The organism is Sorangium sp. So ce302 (genome assembly GCF_051530145.1).
Taxonomy (GTDB): Bacteria; Myxococcota_A; Polyangia; order Polyangiales; family Polyangiaceae; genus Sorangium; species Sorangium cellulosum_B.
On the sequence record NZ_CP150326.1, the window covers coordinates 10390243 to 10408734 of the forward strand.

Below are 18492 nucleotides of genomic sequence, written 5' to 3' on the forward strand. Positions count from 1 at the left end.
ACCTCCCCTCTCAAATCGGTCGCTATCGCTTCTGTTTTGAATTTATATAATGGCACCAATAGATGACCGCAAGCCGTCTCCGTGCCAACCCATCGAAGGATCGGCAATCTGCTCTATAGAGGAAGCAGGAGTGGCGCGATTCGTGGAACTGGAAATTCGGGCGACACTGTAGAGAGCGCACGGCGTGTTGCGATCCCGTCACGGGTAGGGAAGTGGACTTCCAGGTCGGCCGCGATCTTGCGGTCGCGGTAGGGACGGCCCTTCGCTCCGTCGGGTTCGGGCCGCCCCCCGCACAGATCCCAGCGAGCAGAGCTACCGCACTGGGCTCCTGCCTCGGGTACGGACGTCAAAGCGCTCGTCAGGCCAGGGATGCAGCACACGGGCGGGAGGGAGCCACCGCTGCGCTAGGGCCGCCATCCGCGCCCAGTTATTACCGCGCCCTCTCATTGATGCGGCAGCGCATCGCGTCGAGCATGCTGTTTGATGGTGAGGGGTTGTGCCCAACGAGGCTGGCCATCAAGGACAGTGCTCGCTCCGCGTGCGCAACCTGGGAGGACGACTCCGGAGCGCCGCGGCGCACGACGCATTATCAAGATTCTCATCGCAGCCCTCTCTGAGCACGGTTGCGCCGGCACAGAGGAGCCCTTTCCGCACGGGTGCCACGTTGCAGGGTCATGGGGCCACCACGTTGCAGGGTCATGGGGCCAGGGGGAGACGACTTGATCGGTCTCGACGATGCCCGAGACCGCGAAGCGTGTCGAGGTCCTCGGAGCCGGGCGCGAAGCGACCGGCGACGTCTCTCTTTTTTGCAGGGTCATGGGGCCACCGAGGCCCCCTGTAGGCTCCCGTGCAGGGTCCGCGACGCTCACGAGCAGGAAGGTCCACCCCGCCCCCGGCGGCGCCCGCGGTCACGTCGACGAGGGTGGGCCAGGCGCGCCGAGTGGAGCGAGGGGTCAGAGGCGCGGCCCCGGGCGTGACCTCGTCGCCGGGGCCGCAGCGGTCATCGCCGCTTGCTGCGTGGGTGGGTTGGCGGCTTGCTGCGCGCGGGCAGTGGCGGAGCCGTGTTGGTCTCGTCGAGCTTCGGCTTGAGCCGTGGCCTGTACGACTCGCCCTCGATGATGAAGTCGAACGCCGCGTTCTTGAACCGATCGACGGCGCTCTGCGCGAGTAGCACGTCGTCGAACATCGCGATCCACTCGGCTGTATCGCGGTTGCTCGTGACGATCATCGATGCATTGCCCGTACGTTCGAGGAAGAGCTGGTACACGTCGCGGCTCTCTTCCTTGTTCATCGCCTCGAGCGCGAAGTCGTCCAGGATGAGCAGGTCGACGGTCGTGAGCGCGACCATCTCGGCGTCGCGTGAGTTGTCGAGCCTGCTCTGGCGCAGCCTGCGCAGCATCGCGTCCGCGCGCAAGAAGCGCACGCTGTAGCCGTGCTGGCACGCGAGGTGTCCGAACGCGTTCGCGCGGAAGGTCTTACCCACGCCGACCGAGCCGAGAATGACGATGTGCTTGTGCTCCTCGAGAAAGCGCAGGCTCGTGAACCCACCGAGCAGACGCTTGTCGAAGCTGACCTTCGCGGTCTTGTCCCAGAGCTCCAGACGCATGCTGGGATTGAGCCCGGCGTCGCGCACGCGGCTCTCCGTCGCGCTCGCCTCGCGGCGCGCGATCTCGTCGGTCAGCAGCATGAGCAACATCTCCTCGTGTCCCATCGACTGCTTCTCGGCGAGCAGGAGGCGCTCGCGTAGCGTCGCGGCGATGCGGCCGAGACGCAAACACTTGAGCGCCGTGACGAGCGCAGGGTCGACGTCACTGGAGCTCATCACGCCTCCTCCTTCGCCGCGGCAGCCGCCGGCGTGCGTGTCGCGAAGTGCTCGGTGCTGCGCGCGAACCGCGGCGTGGGGAGCGCAACGACCTTGCGCTCATCGGTCGACGGTGATGCGGGCGTCTTCGCCGTCTCGAGCATGCGCGCAACGCGCTGGACGTCGACGACATCGAACGCGAGCGCGCTCTGGCAAATCGCCTCGACACGCCCGCTTCCGAACTTGTTGCACAGCCGCAGCAGCGCGTAGACGAGCCGCATGCGCGTCCAGGGGAGCGGCACGTCGAGCAGCCGCTCGGCGTAGATGCCGACGTGCGCACCGCACTTCTTCGCGCTCGCGACGAGCGAGGCCACGTCACGCACCGCCGCGACGTCCTTGCCCGCGGGGTAGTCGCTCGGGTCGGTTGCGCGTTTGCCCGGCGCGACGCGCGCGTGCACCTTCACGAGCTCCGTGCCGGCGTAGATCCTCACCGACACGCTGTCGGCGCGAACGCGCACCGTGCTGCCGACGTAGCGCGTAGGCACGCTATAGAGCGACCGGAGCACCTGCACGTGATGATCGGGGTGCACCTTCGCGTCAGTCCAGTGCGGCACGTCGAACGGCTCTGCCGGCGCCGGCTTCATCGCGCTCTTCTCGCGCGCTTCGAACACCTCGCGCGGCACCTCGCGTGTCGTGCCGTGGACGCGCGCGCCGGCGACGTCGCGACACCATCGCTCGGCGGACGTGCGCGCCTCGTCGAGGCTCGTGAACGACTCGCCGTCGAACCAGCTCTCCCGCACGTAGGCGACTTGGTTCTCTACCCGCGCCTTGTCTTTGGGCGACCTGACGCGCGCGGCATCGACGAACAGCCCGCGCGTCTGCGCGTAGTCGAGGAAGGCGGGTACGAGCACCGGGGCGAGCTCGTCGGCGCGCAGCACGATGGCCTTCATGTTGTCCGGGAGGATCACTCGTGCCATCGCGTCAAAGAACTTCCACGCTGCATCCAGGCCCGCGCACACCGCCGCTGTGGTCTGCTCGAACGACGGCCACACGAACTGGTAGCGGCTGTACGCGAGCGTCACCACCAGCACCCACAGGTTGCGAACCCGCTGCGTCGTCGGGTCGAACAGCCTGCCCATCAGGCCGAAGTCGACCTGCGCGACCTCGCCGGGCTCGGTGTCCGCGACGCGAACCGTCGGCGTCTTTTTGCGCCACGCGAGCTCCTCCTTGGCGAAGCGTCGGAGCGTGTAGTAGCTCGCGCTGACGCCGTGGTCGCGCTTGAGCAGCGTGTGGATCTTCCGCAGCTTCAGCGGCCGAGTTTGGGTGAGCCAGGCCTCAATGCTCGCGCGATGCGCGCCGATCTGCTGCCACTCCTCACTCGCGTCGGGCACCGGGCGCGCCTGTACACGCTGGGCGATGGCGTGGATCTCCTCGTCCGTCGGCTCGCGGCCGCGCGGCAGTGGCAGCGTCGCTGCGGCCTCGAAGTACCTGCCGACCGTCTTGCGGTCGAACCCCGTCTCGCGCGCCACGTGACGCGCGCTCTGACCCGCCGCACGACGGCGGAGCATCTCCTTGATGTCAACCATGATCAGCTCTCGGTAGGGCATCGGCCTCCTTCCGACGGCGACCCGCGCCGTCGTCGCAAGGAGCCCGTTTCAGATCCCGACCGCGGCGTCCCGAGCTGGCCCCATGAGGCTGCAAAAAACCTCGGAAGCTGGCCCCATGACCCTGCAAAAAACTGGGTCACGCCCCCGCGCGGGTGGCCCCATCCTCCTGCAATTGGGGTGGCCCCATGACCCTGCAAAAAACGCCGTCAGGTGGCCCCATGAGGCTGCAAACTGGCAGGATCTCAGGCGACCGTCGCCCTTGATCATCCGCCTTGAGAACCCTGCGGCGTTGTAGAGCGACAGTAACTTTGGCTCTCCCGCACTCTTGCTGAATTGCTCCTCGCGGCGTAAGGCGGCGACAGCAAAAAAGTGAGACGATGTGGGTGCGGCGGGGTGCCAGCGGGATCCGGGCGAGACTGGCATCAGGGGGTCACGCATCGGGTTCGGCGCGTCGCCGGTGACAAGGCAGAAGCCGCAGCATCGGCGCCCTACCCTCGTTGAGGCGTGTAGCTGACGCTCACCAGATGCGACTGCGTGGCCGCGGTGGCAGACGCACGTCTGCGACACATCGTCACCCTTGCCGTGGCGCCTTACCAGGATGACGCCAGTGGCTTCAGCTTCAGTGCAATCACTTATGGGGCGTTGCAGAAATGGGGCTAGGACAAGCAAACGGCTTCCGAAAAGTCAAGCCCTCGCTGCTGCTCGCGTCTCGTACAGCCATGCTGTAGCTGACAGAACATTCTTTTATGCGATCCACCACCTCCGGGAAAAGCGACGCTATATCAACCATTTATCCACGCATCAGAGGCGCCGCCTTCACTCCACAGCCACAGCCTGCGGGGAAGACCTTCGCCCAGGCAGCGTCCGTCACCGTGGTGACCATGCCTCGGGTGACGATCTTCGACGTCAGCTTGCCGTCATCAAGGGTCGCCAGGATCGCGGGGAAGCCGAAGGCGAAGCGCGCCGAGCCGACCGCGATTCGCAGACGGTCGAGCGACTCGAAGGTGTTGAACGTGAACATCACCGCCCGCGCTGCGCTGGCGGCCAGCGCGGGCAGGACCGCGTCCACCTGGTGCGCGAGCACCGTCACGAGCACGAGGTCCCACGCCGCGCTCGTGTCGAGGGCGGCGCTCACCTGGACCTCGGCGCGATCGCCCGCGGCGCTCACGATGGCATGGTCCCGCTGCAGCTGCTCGAGCCGCTTTCCACGAGCGATCACCGTTACCTTGTTCCCCGCTCGCGCGAGCTGGACGGCGAACGTGCTGCCGATACCGCCAGGTCCCACGATGGCGATCTTCATGCGGCGCACGATAACATCCGTCGATCGGCCCGGCAACGCGCGCTCGCAACGCACGGCTACGCAAGCTCGAGCTGATTTCGTGAGAATCTCGGGCGCGTCCGACTAGCCAATCAGCCCGGGCTCCGGCGCCGCTCCGAGCCTCACGTCTCCCCACCGGATCACCGCTGCGCTCGCTGTCGAGACGCTCCCGATCGAATAGAGCAAAACCGTGTCTCCACGCTTCAAGCGTCCCTCGCTGGCGGCGAGGTAGAGGTTGGCTGTCGTGAGCGCAGGACCGATGTTGCCGTAGCGCGGATAGGCGTTGACGGTGCGCGACGGCGCGATCCCGAGGACCTCCGTGGCAAAGGAGGTGAACCACGCCGTCGGGGTGTTGAACACGAAGAAATCGATATTGCTGAGCGAGAGACCGGCCTCCTTGGCGGCGCCTTCGCAGCACCGGCGCAGGTAAACCTCGGAAGTTTCGCGAAGCACCTCCCCGGCGCGCGCGTCGCACCCCATCCGGATCCGGGCCGCCGCGCCGACGGTCGAGAGCTCGTAGAAGAAGATGCCGCACGTCTCCGCCGTGTGGATCGTCTTCATGCCAAGCAGCCCCTCGCCGGACGGCACGTGCGTTATCAGGAACGCGCCCGCGCCGTCTCCGGCGGGCCACGAGAGGACGCTGGCCTCGTCAATCGTCCGTGAGTACGAGCACGATACTACGACGAGCGCGGTCGCGTACCGCCGAGTCTGTACGAGCGCGCACGCGCTCTCGAGCGCAACCAGCGCGCCGGAGCACGTCGTCTCGAGGTTCCATGCCGCGCCGCGCACTCCCAGCTCGCGAGCCAAGAATGCTGCGTTTCCGACGCCGATCTGATCGGGAAGAAACGAGCTCACGATCATGAGGTCGACGTCGGTCGGAGCCACGCCCGCGGCACCCAGCGTATCCCGTGCCGCGCGCGCCTCGAGCGAGAGGACGCTCTCTCCCGCGGCCAAGGCTCGGCGCTCCACGGTGCCGCGGAACGGGTCGTCTCGATATTGCGAAAGCGCTCTGTCGAACGCGTTCGCCGGTTCTGTGTCGGCGGCCGCGCTCCAGGGCGTCCGCAGCGTCTTGCGCTCGACCGCCTCGACAATTCGGGGGTATCTCGTGCGGACGTAGTCATTCGTCCTGACGTGGTGCGGGTAGCTCACGGCCAGTGACTTGATGCCCACGGGTGACGTCATGACCCCTGTCCCCCCTTGCGGCCCATGCCCTGATTCATCAAGCTGTCGTTTCGTCCGTAGGACGGCGCCTCCTCGCGAGGATCGACGATCACGTCGACCACGAACGGACCGCCGGCCGCAACCGCGACGTCGAGCGCCGCGTCGAGCTCGGTCTCGCGCTCGACGCGCACCCCATCGGCGCCCATCCCGCGGGCGATCATCACGAAGTCGGCGCGCGGGATCGCGGTCTCGAATGATGGCCAACCGAGCGCACGCGCGCCTTGCTCGACCATACCATAGCGCGCGTCGTTGAGCACCACCCAGACCGCGGGGACGCCGTATCGCACGGCCGTGCAGATCTCATTCTGCATCAGCATCGCGCCATCGCCGACAAGGGCGACCGCCTTCGCGCGAGTCGCCAGCGCGGCCCCGACGACGCCCGCGGCAGCGTGTCCCATCGAGCCGAAACCCGAGCTCATTCGATACCTCCGGGCCCGCGCAAACTCGAGACAGTGAGTCGCGAGCACGAAGGCATTGCCGCTCTCGGCGATCACGATCGCGTCCGTGGCGAGGACGATCTTGCGCTGGATCGCGTCCATCAGGTAGCGGGGCCGGACCATCCCTGTCGCGCGCGGAGGGAGGAGCGGCGGCGCGCGGCGCGGAGGCGGCGGCGAGGCGCGAGGAGCGAGGGGAGGCCAGCGCTCGATCAGCGTCCTGACGAAGGCATCGATCTCTGCCTGCACCGCGATCGTCGGGGTGCACGGGTAGGCCGCGCCGAACACTCGAAGGTCGAGATCCACGTGGACGAAGGCACGGGTCGGGCTGAAGGACGGCGACCAGAAAGAGGTGGCTTCCCCGATGCGCGACCCGAGGACGAGCACGTACTCCGGTCTCTCCGAGCCCAGGAACTGCTGGACGTACGAATGCCCCCCGAGCCCCGTGACGCCGAGGAACTGGGGATGGTCCTCCGGGAAGATGCCTTTGGCACGAGGCGAGCACATGACGGGCGCGCCCGTGAGCTCGGCCAGAGCACGGACAGCGCGCCAGGCGCGGCGGGCCCCGAATCCGATCCAGATCACGAGCTTGCTGCCTGCCAGAAGTCGACCACAGAAGGTCGCAACATCGGTGTCGCAGAATGACCCCATCGGAGCCAGGAATGGGCACAGCGGGCGTTCGATGGGCGCCGACTGAACGTCCATGGGAAGGCTGATGTGCGCGACGAAGCCGGAGGGACACCGCGTCCCGGCCGCGAGACGCACTCCGATCTGGGCGAGATCCGACGAGCGTTCGACGCTCGCCGCATAATCGAAGAACGGTCTCGTGCCGAGTCGATCGACATCCCACATCGCGCTACCGCCCGTCTCCTGGATTGCCCATCGCCCGCGCTGCGCGGGCGACGTCGCTCCCGATACGAGGATGACCTGCGCACCTTCCCAGCGGGCCGCGAGGGCGCCCGTCATGGCGTTGGTCAAGCCAGGTCCTGAGGTGCTGAATACTATTGATGGCCTGTCGATCGCGAGGGATGCCTCCGTCGCCATGAACGCTGCTCCAGCCTCGTGGCGGCATTGCAGCACCTCGATCGAGCTCTTCGCGAGCGCTCGGTAGAAGCAGGCAATATTTCCCCCGATCACTCCGAATGCCTGCTTCACCCCCAGGTCCTCGTCGAGGAGCGCGACCAGGCCCTCCGCCGCGGTCATCATGGGCTAATCATGGTTCGATTCCCTGGCGTCCGCAAGGGCTCCTAGCGCGGCTAGCGCTTGGCGGACGATCCCTTGCAAGGCAAGGCCTAGGACCACACAATTGCAATCGTCAACATGAGCCCGAAGAGGCACGAGGGAGGGTGAGTCGATGCCGAAGGTTGGAACTTCCGAGATTTACCGCATTGTGCGCAACGCGTTTGCGAAAGGTGATATCGACACGCTGAACGAGTACATCCATCCGGATGTCGTCTGGCACTTCCCGGGGAAGGGTCCGCTCGCCGGAGACATACAGGGTCGCGACGCCGCGTTGGCGTTCATGAGCGAGGTCCTGGAGAAGATGGGAGAAGCCTTCCGGGTCGAGCCGATCGCCGTCGCCGCGAGCGGTAATTACGGTTTCTCCTGGCAGCGCGTCACGGCTGGCCGTGACAAGGCGAAGCTGGATATGATTGAAGCCGTGGTATTCAAGGTCAGGGATGGAAAGATCGTGGAGGTGTGGCATCGTCCGGAGCAGGACAAGATCGAAGCCTTCCTCTCGTAGAATCGAGCTGACTCGACATCCAAGCATCGCGCCCAGGCAGCTTCGAGGGGCACCCGCATCTGGGTTCGTCTCCATCCCGTGGACATCTTGCCCGACGTAGTCGCCCTCGGCGTGCGGTATACGACGTCTACTCCTGTAGAGCGTCAGTAAAAATGGCTCTCCCGCACTCTTGCTGAAGGAGGGAAGCGAGGTCTTCCTTGGAACGTGACGGACCGGCTGCCGTCGCCGACGGTTGGCGTCCCCGGTCTCCGGGGACCGTATCTTGAGCCTCGCGGGTTGGCTGCAGGCGGGCCGTAGGCCCCCAAATGCCGCCTTACGCCGCGAGGAGCAATCGTTGGCGCAGGAGCCCCACGCTGGCGCGGCCGTACATCTGGCGCTTAAGCATCTTCAGCTTCGTCACCTGTCCCTCGGTCTGCCCGTTGCTCCACGTCTCGGCAAGCGCGGCCTTAACGGCACGCTCGTCGCGGCAGAGTCTCGAGGCGAAGTCGCGAAACTCGGCCAGCGAGCTCGCCTTGGCTTGCTCCAGCCATGGCAGAAGCGCAGCAGCGTTGCGGGCGCGGACAAGCCGGGTGAATTCCTGGGCAAGACGCTGGCCTGCGGCGATCGTGGGGCAATCATCGAGCAGGTGATCGATGTAGCGACGTTGGTCGGGGTTCAGCTCGGGCTTCACCGGATCGGAGTTCGCCGCGGCGGCGGTCGACAGCAGCCACCAACGCAATTCGCGGGGCGATGGCGCGCGCATCCCTGTCGATGTTACGGCGCACGGCGGCGCGCGATGTGCCGGCTCGTGCGGATCGTCACCCCGTCTCCACGAGGCGACGTGGCGCTGGACGGTCCGCAGAGTGCCTCGGAAATCTTGCTCAACGAGTTCACGAAAGAGCACCGCCGCATCACGGCAGCCATCGTTCCATCTCGTTCGCAGATAATTGTCGTGATCGGTCCGGGTTCCGATCTTGGTGCGACGTTTCGCGCGCTCTGGACATATGTCGGCGCGGAGATACTTGCGCACCGTGGGTCGCGAGAGCCTGGTCCGCTGGCTCATCGCATAAACCGAGAGGCCCTGGGCATGCAGCGCGTGCACCTGCGCGTAGATCTGCTGCCGCTTCGTCGGTGTGGTCGAGGCGCGTAGCGGCACGGCCGCCGCGGCGACGGCACCGTCTTGCTCGGTCGCTTCGTGGACCACGCCCGCCATCGTGTCGGAGTGCGCTGCGGGTGTCGGCGGAGCTGCGGAGGCCGACGTCGAAGCGCAGGCGCGCGCAGCGGCTTTGTCGAGGGCGCCACGATATCGCTGAAGCACCCGCTCGAGCAGATCACCGACGTTCTTGAGAAGGTGCCGCCGGTCCCCCACCTGCACGGCGTTGGGCGCCCCCTCGCGGATGCCCTGCGCATACGTCTCGGCGCGGTCCCGTGTAACAACGGCAACGTCGGGGTGCTCCCTGAGCCAGTGCGCGAGCGTATCGGCTGTGCGGTCGGGAAGCAGGTCAACGGGAGCGCGCCGCTCGAGATCGACGAGGATGGTGCCGTAGCGGTGCCCGCGCCGGATCACCCAATCATCAACCCCCACGACACGCGGGGGCGGCGCAGGCACGGGCGCCGCCTGGCGCACACGCCGAAGGATGGTATCGGCGCTCCCGACTAGGCCGAGCCCTGGTAACAGCCGTCCCGCGGCCTCGCCACCGAGCGCGACGCCCATGCGCGTCAGCAACTCGTGGACCCGCGTCGTTGTGCGTGCGCGTGGCGGGGCGAGCGTGGGCAACCGCTCGGAGAAGATGGCCCGGGAGCAGTCGGTCTGCTCGCACCGGAAGCGCCGGACAAGCACGTGCAAGCGCACCGGTACCCCCTGGCAGGGAAGGTCGGCCAGGGTGCGCCGGTAGCGGCTCTGGCCACGGTGCGCCGCACGTCCGCAGGTCGGGCAGAGAGCTTCGGAACCCGTGGCGCGCAACTCCACGACCAGTGCTCCCGCCTGACTGTGCACACGCTCGAGCATCAGGTCTGCGGCAGGAAGACAAAACGGGAACTCGGACACTTCAACAACTCAGGGGTCCGCTCGACCATCGCCGATATGCTCGGTCGCCTGCGACGTCGGTGAACCAGCAAGCGCGCAAGGTGCGCCTCTCCCGCGGCCCACGCAACTCCAAGCGAGCTCAACAGAGCACCTTCAGCAAGAGTGCGGGAGAGCCAAAGTTACTGTCGCTTGACACTCGCGTAGCGTGTCGAGCGCGAGGTGTCGCGTTCATGCCCGCCACCCTTCGACGTGACGAGCTCTAGCCAGCACGCTCGAGCGCGACGGTTCGCAGCGCGCGCCAGATCGCTTCCTCCTCCTTGGGGATGCCGTCGGCACTCTCTCTGTCGGGATTGGAGCTGCACGACGTCGCCCGTGCGCGGCCGTTCCATGCGCGGGCGGCTCGTCGGAGCGCGCTGTGGGGCAGGCCGCGGTTACCGCGCGCTGACGGCCGAACGCCTGGGGCTGCGCACGATGCCGCACGTGTAGCAGCGTTGCCCGCCAGCGCGGTCTGACGACCGCGCGTCTGGAGCCGCCGACGGCGCGAGGGTAGCCGCTCCCAGACCGGCGGGACTTCGTCAGAATCCAGCGGTGCCAGAGGATCGACGACACGTGGGGAGATCATCGGTGAAATCCGCGGCGAGCTCGTCCTCGCCGTAGCCCGAAGCGACGTGCTGGCTCGCGCCCAGCGTATAATAGGTGTCCTCGTCCCAGCAGGCGCCGCCGCCCTCGAGATAGACGACGACGCGCTTGCTCTTGCTGGTCAGGTTGACGCCGATGCCGGTCGTATCGCCGTTGGCGCAGAAGGCGTTGCTGAACGGGACCCAGGTCCAGTTCTCGGCGGGCGCCTCGATGGGTGTGTCGAGCGGCGTCTCGCCGCTCGAGCAGGCGGCGAGGCTTGGGGCGAGGAGGAGGGCGGTGAGGGGGAACAAGACAGTCCGGGGTGAGTTCGTGGTCGCTACGTAGCCGAACGCACCGCGGGCGGTGCCTTTGGGCAGGATTCCGCAGCAAAAGTAAAAGAGCACCAGATCCCTCGGGACGGGGCGATCCGGGGCAGGAGGCACTGAGGGGGAAATGGGCTTTCCGAGGCACTCGATCAATCGAGCGGAAGGGGGTGGACACCCTCTGGAGGCACTGGGGGGTGCCATGGCCAACTTCGGCACAAGTCGACACGAGCCTCGCGCGCCAGATGAAGAACCAACGGAGATCGGGGCACGACGTGTCTGGCACGGGCTTTGCCTGGGGCGAACGTATGCCACACCAATCATCGATGCGAAGATCATTGGCTGCTGTCACCGTCGCGCTGCTGACGGCCGCACTGCTTGCGGCGTGCGGCTCTGTCACCGTTGCGGATACCCCGAGCTCCACGTCGACCGCCGGCGCCAGCGGGAGCTCCGTTGCGGATACCCCGAGCTCCACGTCGACCGCCGGCGCCAGCGGGAGCTCCGTTGCGGATACCCCGAGCTCCACGTCGACCGCCGGCGCCAGCGGGAGCTCCGGCTCGGAGGCAGCTGGCGAGGCGTGCGGGATGAATGGGCCTTGCGAGCCGGGGTCGCATTGCCTGTTCCGCGACCATGCGTGCGGGACGAGCCCGCCCGACGAACACTGCCCGACGGAGGGCTACTGTGCTGTGCCCGGTTCATGCAGCGGCCTGGGCGGTCCACCTGTCTGCGGCTGCGACGGCAAGGTCTACGACAACGCGTGTCTCGCGGACTCCGCCGGCGTGGGCACTTCGAGCCTCGGAAACTGTGGGCCCGCGCCCCAAGGGCGCTTCGCGTGCGGCGAACTGTTCTGCGAGAAGGCGGCTCAAATATGTATCGTGAACCATCCCGACGGCTGCGGGTTCCCCCAGCACGAGTGTCGCGACCTGCCCCAGGGCTGCGACAGTGCCAGCTGCAATGGGTGCGTCGACGAGTCGAATGAGTGCCTCGATGTCCTCCAGTGCAGCGCGGACGCCAACGGCGACATCACCGTCACGTGCGTCACCTTCTGACCTCGACGACGAGCTATCCGGCAGCAGCTCCGTCGATACAGGAAATCTTCCTGCGCGCATGGGCCACACGGCCTGGACGCGGAAGAAGATCGGGCGCTGCCGTCAGCGGTCGACGACCTCATCCAAGTAGAAGCGGTTCCACGCCATCTTGCCGTCGCGCGCGGTGGAGATCACCACGCCACGGAAGGTGCTCGGCTCACCGTCGGTTGTCGTACCGATCTCCCACTCTGACCAGGTCTGACCGGACTCCGCGTCGAAGCAAGATTGATGGGCTTCTGAGGGATGACGAGGCCACGATCTAGCTGCCGACGACCCCGGGGGGAAGACGACCATCACGCCCATGCCGACGAGGCAGGCGCAGAAGGGACGGGCGAGAGGCATGGCGAAACCGTCGCGCAGAGGAGACGAGCGAAGCGAGGCGGCGCCGTTGTTGATGGTCCCCCCGATCCGCAGATTTCTGCCCCTCACCTCGTGACGCCTGGGGCGAGCGCGGGCGGCCGGGAAGTTCGCCAGCGCGAGGCGCGGCGGTAGAGATCGAGCCCAAGCGGTGCGCTGGAAAGAAGAAGGCCCTGGGTAGCGACCAGGGCCTTCCGGGGATCGGCGACAGACCGATGTTCGGCCTGTCTCGCACGACCCAGCCGCCGAGGGCAACTTCCCGGCGCCCTGGTCCGGGGACTCGTGCAAGACAGCTTCCGGCTCGCCCGCTGCGGGCTCTGCGCCGTGATCTTCTTCGTCTGCGGCCGGTGTGATCGAGGGCAGCTCTACTGCGGCAGCGGCTGCCGCGACACGGCTCGCCAGCGGGCGCAGCGCGCGGCTCGGCTGCGGCACCAGAGCTCCCACGAGGGGCGCCTCGATCACCGTGATCGCCAGCGTGTCTACCGCGCCCGACGGGGCCGGCGCGTGATGGATATCGGTTCCGACAACTTGCCCGCATCCGCCAGCGTATGCCCGCGGATCGGCGCGCCGACGTCGAAGGACGACGTGGCCGTCGCCGGCCCGCAGGAGTCGAGGGATGGACGAGTTGGTGATGACGATCTCCGCGACGCCGCAGGAGACGCGGGTGCTGCTGACGCAGGGGCCCGACGAGGTGATGAAGGCCCGGCTGCGGTCAGTGGCCACGCCGGCGCATCGGTTCGCCGGGCCGATGCTGTGCGAGTCAATGGCGCTCTGGCACGACCAGAGGGTCCGTGCTGTCGTTTCTGCGGAGTCCGAGGACATCTTGTTCGCGCTGGGTTTGTGCGACGGCCTCGGCGTCGCGCGCGCGACGCTGCACTACGTCGTCGAGCCTCTGTTCATGGACGCCCCGCCCCGCCGCGGGCAACGCCTGCCGGGACTCGGTAACTTCCGCGGCGAGCATCGCCTTCGCAGGAGCCTCGGTCGATGACGATCGACGAGGCCAAGGAGGCGGAGATCCGCCGCCTGCACTTCGCCGAGCACTGGAAGATCGGCACCATCGCGACGCAGCTCGGCCTGCACCACGACGCCGTCGAGCGCGTGCTCGGCCTCGGCAAGGGGGCGCGCTCGCGGCCCGTCGTTCGCGACGCGGATGCCGCGGTGAGCGAGGTGCCTTTGCCGCTGCGCGGCTACGAGGCCTTCGTCATCGAGACGCTGACACAGTATCCTCGGCTCCGCGCCACGCGCCTGTACGACATGCTGGTGGAGCGCGGCTACGAGGGCAGTGTGCGCACGGTGCGACGGCATGTTCGGCTCGTGCGCCCGGCGCCGAAGAGCGAGGCCTTCCTCCGCGTCGAGCCGCTCATCGCCGAGCAGGCCCAGGTCGACTGGGCTTACGTCGGCAAGCTGCGCGTCGCGGGCGGCACGCGCCAACTCTGGGCCTTCGTCATGGTCCTGTCGTACTCGCGCGCGATCTGGGGTGAGCTCGTGCTCGACCTGTCCGCAAGCTCGCTTCGCCGCTCGCTCGTGCGCGCGTGCTGCTACTTCGGCGGCGCGACGAGACAATGGCTCTTCGACAATCCCAAGACCGTTGTCCTCGAGCGCCACGGCGACGCCGTGCGCTTCCACCCGGACCTGCTCGCGCTCGCCGGTCAGCTCTGCGTCGCGCCGCGGCTCTGCGCCGTGCGCAAACCGCAGCAAAAGGGCAAGGTCGAGCGAGCGATTCGCTTCCTGCGCGACCGCTTCTTCGCCGCGCGCACGATTCGTGACCTCGAGCGTGGCAACGCCGAGCTGCTCGTCTTCCTCGACGAGATCGCCAACGTGCGCCCGCACCCGCGATGGCCTGAGCGGCGCGTCGACCAGGTGCTCGCGGAGGAGAGGACGCGGCTGCTCGCGCTGCCCGATCCGCTGCCGGAGACGGACCTCGTCGAGCCCGTGCCCGTCGACAAAACCGCCTTCGTGCACTTCGACGGAAACCGCTACTCGGCGCCGTCGATCCACCACGGCAAGACGCTGATGCTCGTCGCCAATGACACGACCGTGCGGCTCTCGGACGGCGGCACGGAGGTCGCGCGGCACGTGCGCTGCTGGGGACGACACCAGAGCATCGAGGCGCCCGAGCACCGTGCCGAGCTGCTCGACCACAAGCGCGCCGCGCGCGAGGCCAAGGGGCGCGATCGGCTCGGCGCCGCGATCCCCGGCTTCGAGATCCTGCAAGAGCGCTGGGTGGAGGCCGGTCGCAACGTCGGCTTCATGACGGCCAAGGCCCTGCGCCTTCTCGACCTGTACGGCGTCGAGATCCTCGGCGCTGCGGCGCGCGAGGCCATCGCCCGCGGCACCCACGATCCCGGTGCCCTCGCCGTGCTCTGCGAGGAGCGCCGCCGCGCCGCCAACGGCCCTGTCCCCGTCGACATCGCTCTCGGAGCCCACGTCCCCGATCGCGACGTGATCCCCCACGACCTGGAGTCCTACGATGCCCAACGATGACGTCGCTGAGCTGGTTCGCTCCCTCGGCGTACGCGTGTCGCGCGAGGCGCTGCTCGCGCTCATCGCGCATGCCACCACGGCGCGCCTGTCGCCGGTGCAGACGTTCGAGGAGCTCGCCGCCATCGCCCACCGCGAGCGCGCCGAGCGCAATCTCGCCGCGCGCGCCAAGGCGGCGACCATCGGCACCTTCAAGCCCCTCGATCGCTTCGACTGGAACCACCCGCGCACGATCCAGCGTGAGCTCGTCGAGGAGCTCATGACGCTCGACTTCATCGCCAAGGGGCACAACATCCTGCTCCGGGGTCCGAGCGGCGTCGGCAAGACGATGCTCGCCCAGAACCTCGGCATGCTCGCGCTCCAGCGCGGCTATACCGTGCGCTTCACGACGCTGTCGGCCGCCCTCGCCGATCTGCTCAAGCAGGAGTCGCTGCCGGCCCTCGAACGACGGCTGCGGAAATACACGGCCCCGTCGCTGCTCATTCTGGACGAGATCGGCTATCTGCCGTGCAGCCGTCAGTCTGCCGACCTGCTCTACAACATCATCAGCCGCAGGCACGAGAGCCGCTCGCTCGTGCTGACGACGAATCTGCCGTTCAAGCAGTGGAGCACGGTCTTTCCGGGCGCAGCGTGCGTCTCGGCGCTGATCGACCGCTTCGTCCAGCACTGCCACATCCTCGACATCGACGCCGACTCGTGGCGGCAGAAGGAGTCGCTGGCCATGAGCGAGGCGCGACCCAAGCCGGGGCCGGAGGCCCCCGAGCCGCCCGCGGCAGCGAAGAAGCGCTGACCCGGCCGACGCCAGGTCAGATTTCCGCGGCGCCCGGGGTCAGATTTCCGCGGGCGCCGCGGTCATTTTTCTGCGGACGCGCGCGGCACGTTTCCGCGGATCTGCGTGGTTAGATTCCTGCGGATCTCCGAGGCCATCTACACCGTCGGCAGTGTCGGAGCGAGGCGCTCGGGACGTGGCGGTTGGGGCGCTGCTGACGATGGTGCAAGGCGAGGTCGAGCGCGAGCGGGTGTCGACTGCGCTGGGCGCTGTGCTGCCGTGGGCTGATGTTGGATTCGTGTCGGAGGGGATCTCGGTCCGGCACCTTGATCGGCTGCTGGATGGGCTCCTTCTGGCGACGTCGCCTCGCGTCGAATGGGCGAAGCTTTTGCGGCGGACTTACGCCGTAGATGTTCTCGCGTGCCCGCGATGCAGCGGACGGATGCGCCTCATGGCCGCGATCACGGATAAGGCGACGGCGAGGAAGATCTTGAGCCACCTCGGTCTGTTCGCCGAGCCGCTGGAGTGCCGCGCGCGGTACCCGGCGGACCCCGCGTGACGAAACCGACAGGGAGGGACGCTGCTCGACGACGTGGCCGGGGGGAAGTCTGCCCTGAGGTGCGTGCGCCGGCCATCACGACGCGCCGCGAACCGCGACGGCGGCCGTTTGGACGAGCTCAGTAGGGTACAGCTATACGGTAGGATGCCTTCCGCTTGGTGCTACGTCGCGGTAATCCCAGGCGTTTCAGGCGTGGAAGACCTGCCTCATCGCATAAGGCCCGTTCTGTCAATGAGCTCGTACAGCCGGACTGCACGAGTCAGGAACGGCTCCGAGAATCGTGACTTTGCGGAACGCGTTTGCTTGTCCTATCCGCTCGCTGAAAGCGAAGCGATCGACGCGGCCGTTCGGGGTGGCGCGCGGATCGAAGAGACCCTCGAAGGCGCCCGGCGGCGCGCGCGGTGCTCCTGTTCGCCAGGCTTACGAGCGCTCTCACCGAACGGCGCGCGCCTCCGCTTGGGCACAGGCCGCGCGTCTTGCACGAGCTGGTCTATTTTGTCGTCACACAGGACACGTCGTCCGTCGGAGTAGTCAACTCTATCTCTTGAGACGGATAGTACATCACGAAATTATAGCACATCTCATCCTGCGTCCGCTCCCCGAATTCCACGGCACGGTTGCCCGGGTTGTCCCACGCGCAACGCGTCCTCACGGTGTCGCCGCCTCGAAGGATGGTATCGTTATCGTACCAGATCTGGTTGTCGAAGTTCCACGGATCGGCGAGCCCTAGGTTGCTCGGCTCGCTGCCGTCCGTGGGCACCGTGTTGCTCGACAGGTGCTTGCCGAGGATGTGCATGTGCGGCATAACACTGATTACCGAAATCGCCCCCATATCCCGCGGGAACTGGTAATCGCAGCTCACGTCGAGCGAGCCGTGAGGCGGGATGTTGATGTCTTCTGTGCCGAACGCGAAGATGCCGGCGTCGTTGGGGCGGAGCTCCGTCGTCGTGCAGACGTCGAAGCCGGTGCTGTCTTGCTGCCCGTCGAGGCCCTTGATGTTGCTGTAGTGCACCTGGATTGTGAAGTGTGCCGTGCCTTCCAGCGGGAAGCCCGCCTCTAGCGGCAGCTCCGTGGCCTCGCCGCCGGGCGCCCAGACGGCCAAAAGAGCCCCCATGATGTCGCCCCCATTGCACGGCGTGGGCGTCGAGGGAGACGCCTCATCCGCCTTGAAGAGCAGGATATGATGTACAATGGTGCTGTTGTCGATGCGGGGCACGACCCCGACGAGGTGTCGTTTCTGGCCGATCTCTACATCGACCCCATAACACATATACTGGTCCTGGACGTCCTTCGGCATGACGTAAGGCGCGGACGGCGCTAGCAGGACATCCGGTGTGCAGCTCAGGGTCGGAGGGTCGATGGTTCCGCCGCCGCCCGGGTCGACGCACGTGTCTTTACCGGCCGGCATGCCGGCGGCGATCCATTGATCGAAGATCGCGAGCTCCGCGGCGGTCAGGCGCTCGGTTGGGGGCGGAGGCATGGGGCGCGCGGCGTCGCGGGCGCGTGCGGCGACGAGCTCGTAGACCTTCTTGTTGGGATCGCTCACCGCGGGCGCGACCAGATCGCTCCGGTCGACCAGCGGGAACGGCGCGCCGAACTTCGGGGACGCCCCGTGACAGGTCTGGCACTTCGTGGAGAGGATCTTGTGGACGTCGCACGGCAGCGCTTCCGCGTTGCCGTTCTCCGGACCGGAGCCGGATGAGCCGCTGCTGCCCTTCTCGGCGTCGCTGCACGCGACGACCACGAGAGCGGATAGGAAGGACAGCGCCGAGAACAAATAACGACTACGATTCATGCGAGCTCCTCGGGCAAAAGTGCGACCTGAATCGGCGTTCGAGGGTATCGAGCGCTGATCTGCAGCTTTTCGGAAGGGCGGTCGAAGACCGAGATTCCGAAGAACGCCGTCGAATTGGGTGGAAGAAGCACGCGCGCCGCGAGCTCCCGAGAACAGCGGGAGACTTGGCGCGTGAGAGCACCGGCGACCCAGGTCTACGGACGGGCCGGCGACCTGGCGTCGGTGCTACTTCGGTGAGTGCCCGCCCGCTCTGAGACTGTTCAACGGTGCGCTCACGCGGAAGGTATCGAGGCGCTCGTGCGCCAGGAGGCGCGGTGCCGTCTGGTCAAAGCTCGGCTGCGGACTAGGGTCGCGCGCGGGGATCCATCTACG

At 67.2% G+C, this 18492-nt stretch carries 15 protein-coding genes; 6 read left to right on the forward strand and 9 right to left on the reverse strand.

Translation table 11 applies throughout. The features are described from left to right. Positions 1-1000 precede the first annotated feature (1000 nt). The 5 genes from WME73_RS39365 to WME73_RS39385 all read right to left on the reverse strand — a co-directional run bounded on the left by WME73_RS39365 (position 1001) and on the right by WME73_RS39385 (position 7587). Complete coding sequence (locus WME73_RS39365; RefSeq protein WP_437912959.1) at positions 1001-1822, reverse strand: ATP-binding protein; 822 nt, start codon at positions 1820-1822, stop codon at positions 1001-1003. Next, complete coding sequence (gene istA / locus WME73_RS39370) at positions 1822-3387, reverse strand: IS21 family transposase (RefSeq protein ID WP_437912960.1); 1566 nt, start codon at positions 3385-3387, stop codon at positions 1822-1824. The genes WME73_RS39365 and istA (WME73_RS39370) overlap by 1 nt, the downstream gene beginning before the upstream one ends. An 811-nt stretch (positions 3388-4198) precedes the next feature. Beyond that, positions 4199-4708 (reverse strand): ketopantoate reductase family protein, encoded by a 510-nt coding sequence (locus tag WME73_RS39375; protein ID WP_437912961.1) that lies wholly within the window; start codon positions 4706-4708, stop codon positions 4199-4201. A 102-nt stretch (positions 4709-4810) separates the two neighbouring features. Further along, complete coding sequence (locus tag WME73_RS39380; protein WP_437912962.1) at positions 4811-5908, reverse strand: 3-oxoacyl-ACP synthase III family protein; 1098 nt, start codon at positions 5906-5908, stop codon at positions 4811-4813. Beyond that, positions 5905-7587 (reverse strand): thiamine pyrophosphate-dependent enzyme, encoded by a 1683-nt coding sequence (locus tag WME73_RS39385; protein WP_437912963.1) that lies wholly within the window; start codon positions 7585-7587, stop codon positions 5905-5907. Before WME73_RS39385 ends, WME73_RS39380 begins: the two co-directional genes overlap by 4 nt. A 148-nt stretch (positions 7588-7735) precedes the next feature. On the opposite strand from WME73_RS39385, the gene WME73_RS39390 reads away from it, so the two are divergent. Next, entirely contained in the window at positions 7736-8125 is a 390-nt protein-coding gene (locus WME73_RS39390; protein ID WP_437912964.1) for a nuclear transport factor 2 family protein, read from the forward strand. 313 nt (positions 8126-8438) lie between these two features. Here WME73_RS39390 and WME73_RS39395 read toward each other — a convergent pair whose 3' ends face one another. Continuing rightward, positions 8439-10151, reverse strand: a complete 1713-nt coding sequence (locus tag WME73_RS39395) for an ISL3 family transposase (RefSeq protein ID WP_437912965.1) — start codon at positions 10149-10151, stop codon at positions 8439-8441. Between the two features lie 554 nt (positions 10152-10705). Beyond that, positions 10706-11059: a hypothetical protein gene (locus WME73_RS39400; RefSeq protein ID WP_437912966.1), complete on the reverse strand. Its 354-nt coding sequence runs from the start codon at positions 11057-11059 to the stop codon at positions 10706-10708. Between the two features lie 887 nt (positions 11060-11946). Here WME73_RS39400 and WME73_RS39405 point away from each other — a divergent pair. After that, the gene (locus WME73_RS39405; RefSeq protein ID WP_437912967.1) at positions 11947-12120 is read left to right on the forward strand and encodes a hypothetical protein; all 174 of its coding nucleotides are present in this window, start codon (positions 11947-11949) and stop codon (positions 12118-12120) included. A gap of 102 nt (positions 12121-12222) precedes the next feature. Here the strand turns inward: WME73_RS39405 and WME73_RS39410 are convergent, their stop codons facing one another. Next, positions 12223-12501, reverse strand: coding sequence for a hypothetical protein (locus WME73_RS39410; RefSeq protein ID WP_437912968.1), 279 nt, complete (start codon positions 12499-12501; stop codon positions 12223-12225). A 631-nt stretch (positions 12502-13132) separates the two neighbouring features. On the opposite strand from WME73_RS39410, the gene WME73_RS39415 reads away from it, so the two are divergent. The 4 genes from WME73_RS39415 to WME73_RS39430 all read left to right on the forward strand — a co-directional run bounded on the left by WME73_RS39415 (position 13133) and on the right by WME73_RS39430 (position 16325). Beyond that, the gene (locus WME73_RS39415) at positions 13133-13504 is read left to right on the forward strand and encodes a hypothetical protein (protein ID WP_437307435.1); all 372 of its coding nucleotides are present in this window, start codon (positions 13133-13135) and stop codon (positions 13502-13504) included. Further along, on the forward strand, positions 13501-15000 hold the full coding sequence (gene istA / locus WME73_RS39420) for an IS21 family transposase (protein WP_437740574.1): 1500 nt from the start codon (positions 13501-13503) through the stop codon (positions 14998-15000). Before WME73_RS39415 ends, istA (WME73_RS39420) begins: the two co-directional genes overlap by 4 nt. Further along, on the forward strand, positions 14987-15787 hold the full coding sequence (gene istB / locus WME73_RS39425) for an IS21-like element helper ATPase IstB (RefSeq protein ID WP_437740573.1): 801 nt from the start codon (positions 14987-14989) through the stop codon (positions 15785-15787). Before istA (WME73_RS39420) ends, istB begins: the two co-directional genes overlap by 14 nt. Positions 15788-15962: 175 nt before the next feature. Continuing rightward, a complete protein-coding gene (locus tag WME73_RS39430; RefSeq protein WP_437912969.1) occupies positions 15963-16325 on the forward strand; it encodes a hypothetical protein in 363 nt (120 codons plus the stop codon). 490 nt (positions 16326-16815) lie between these two features. Here the strand turns inward: WME73_RS39430 and WME73_RS39435 are convergent, their stop codons facing one another. Next, on the reverse strand, positions 16816-18120 hold the full coding sequence (locus WME73_RS39435; protein ID WP_437912970.1) for a peptidylglycine alpha-amidating monooxygenase: 1305 nt from the start codon (positions 18118-18120) through the stop codon (positions 16816-16818). Between the last annotated feature and the right edge of the window lie 372 nt (positions 18121-18492).

What these genes read in the sequence shown, in the direction of transcription:
- WME73_RS39365 (WP_437912959.1), bottom strand. Translation starts at nt 1,822, where the DNA reads ATGAGCTCCAGTGACGTCGACCCTGCGCTCGTCACGGCGCTCAAGTGT.
- istA (WP_437912960.1), bottom strand. Translation starts at nt 3,387, where the DNA reads ATGGTTGACATCAAGGAGATGCTCCGCCGTCGTGCGGCGGGTCAGAGC.
- WME73_RS39375 (WP_437912961.1), bottom strand. Translation starts at nt 4,708, where the DNA reads ATGAAGATCGCCATCGTGGGACCTGGCGGTATCGGCAGCACGTTCGCC.
- WME73_RS39380 (WP_437912962.1), bottom strand. Translation starts at nt 5,908, where the DNA reads ATGACGTCACCCGTGGGCATCAAGTCACTGGCCGTGAGCTACCCGCAC.
- WME73_RS39385 (WP_437912963.1), bottom strand. Translation starts at nt 7,587, where the DNA reads ATGATGACCGCGGCGGAGGGCCTGGTCGCGCTCCTCGACGAGGACCTG.
- WME73_RS39390 (WP_437912964.1), top strand. Translation starts at nt 7,736, where the DNA reads ATGCCGAAGGTTGGAACTTCCGAGATTTACCGCATTGTGCGCAACGCG.
- WME73_RS39410 (WP_437912968.1), bottom strand. Translation starts at nt 12,501, where the DNA reads ATGCCTCTCGCCCGTCCCTTCTGCGCCTGCCTCGTCGGCATGGGCGTG.
- WME73_RS39415 (WP_437307435.1), top strand. Translation starts at nt 13,133, where the DNA reads ATGGACGAGTTGGTGATGACGATCTCCGCGACGCCGCAGGAGACGCGG.
- istA (WP_437740574.1), top strand. Translation starts at nt 13,501, where the DNA reads ATGACGATCGACGAGGCCAAGGAGGCGGAGATCCGCCGCCTGCACTTC.
- istB (WP_437740573.1), top strand. Translation starts at nt 14,987, where the DNA reads ATGCCCAACGATGACGTCGCTGAGCTGGTTCGCTCCCTCGGCGTACGC.
- WME73_RS39435 (WP_437912970.1), bottom strand. Translation starts at nt 18,120, where the DNA reads ATGAATCGTAGTCGTTATTTGTTCTCGGCGCTGTCCTTCCTATCCGCT.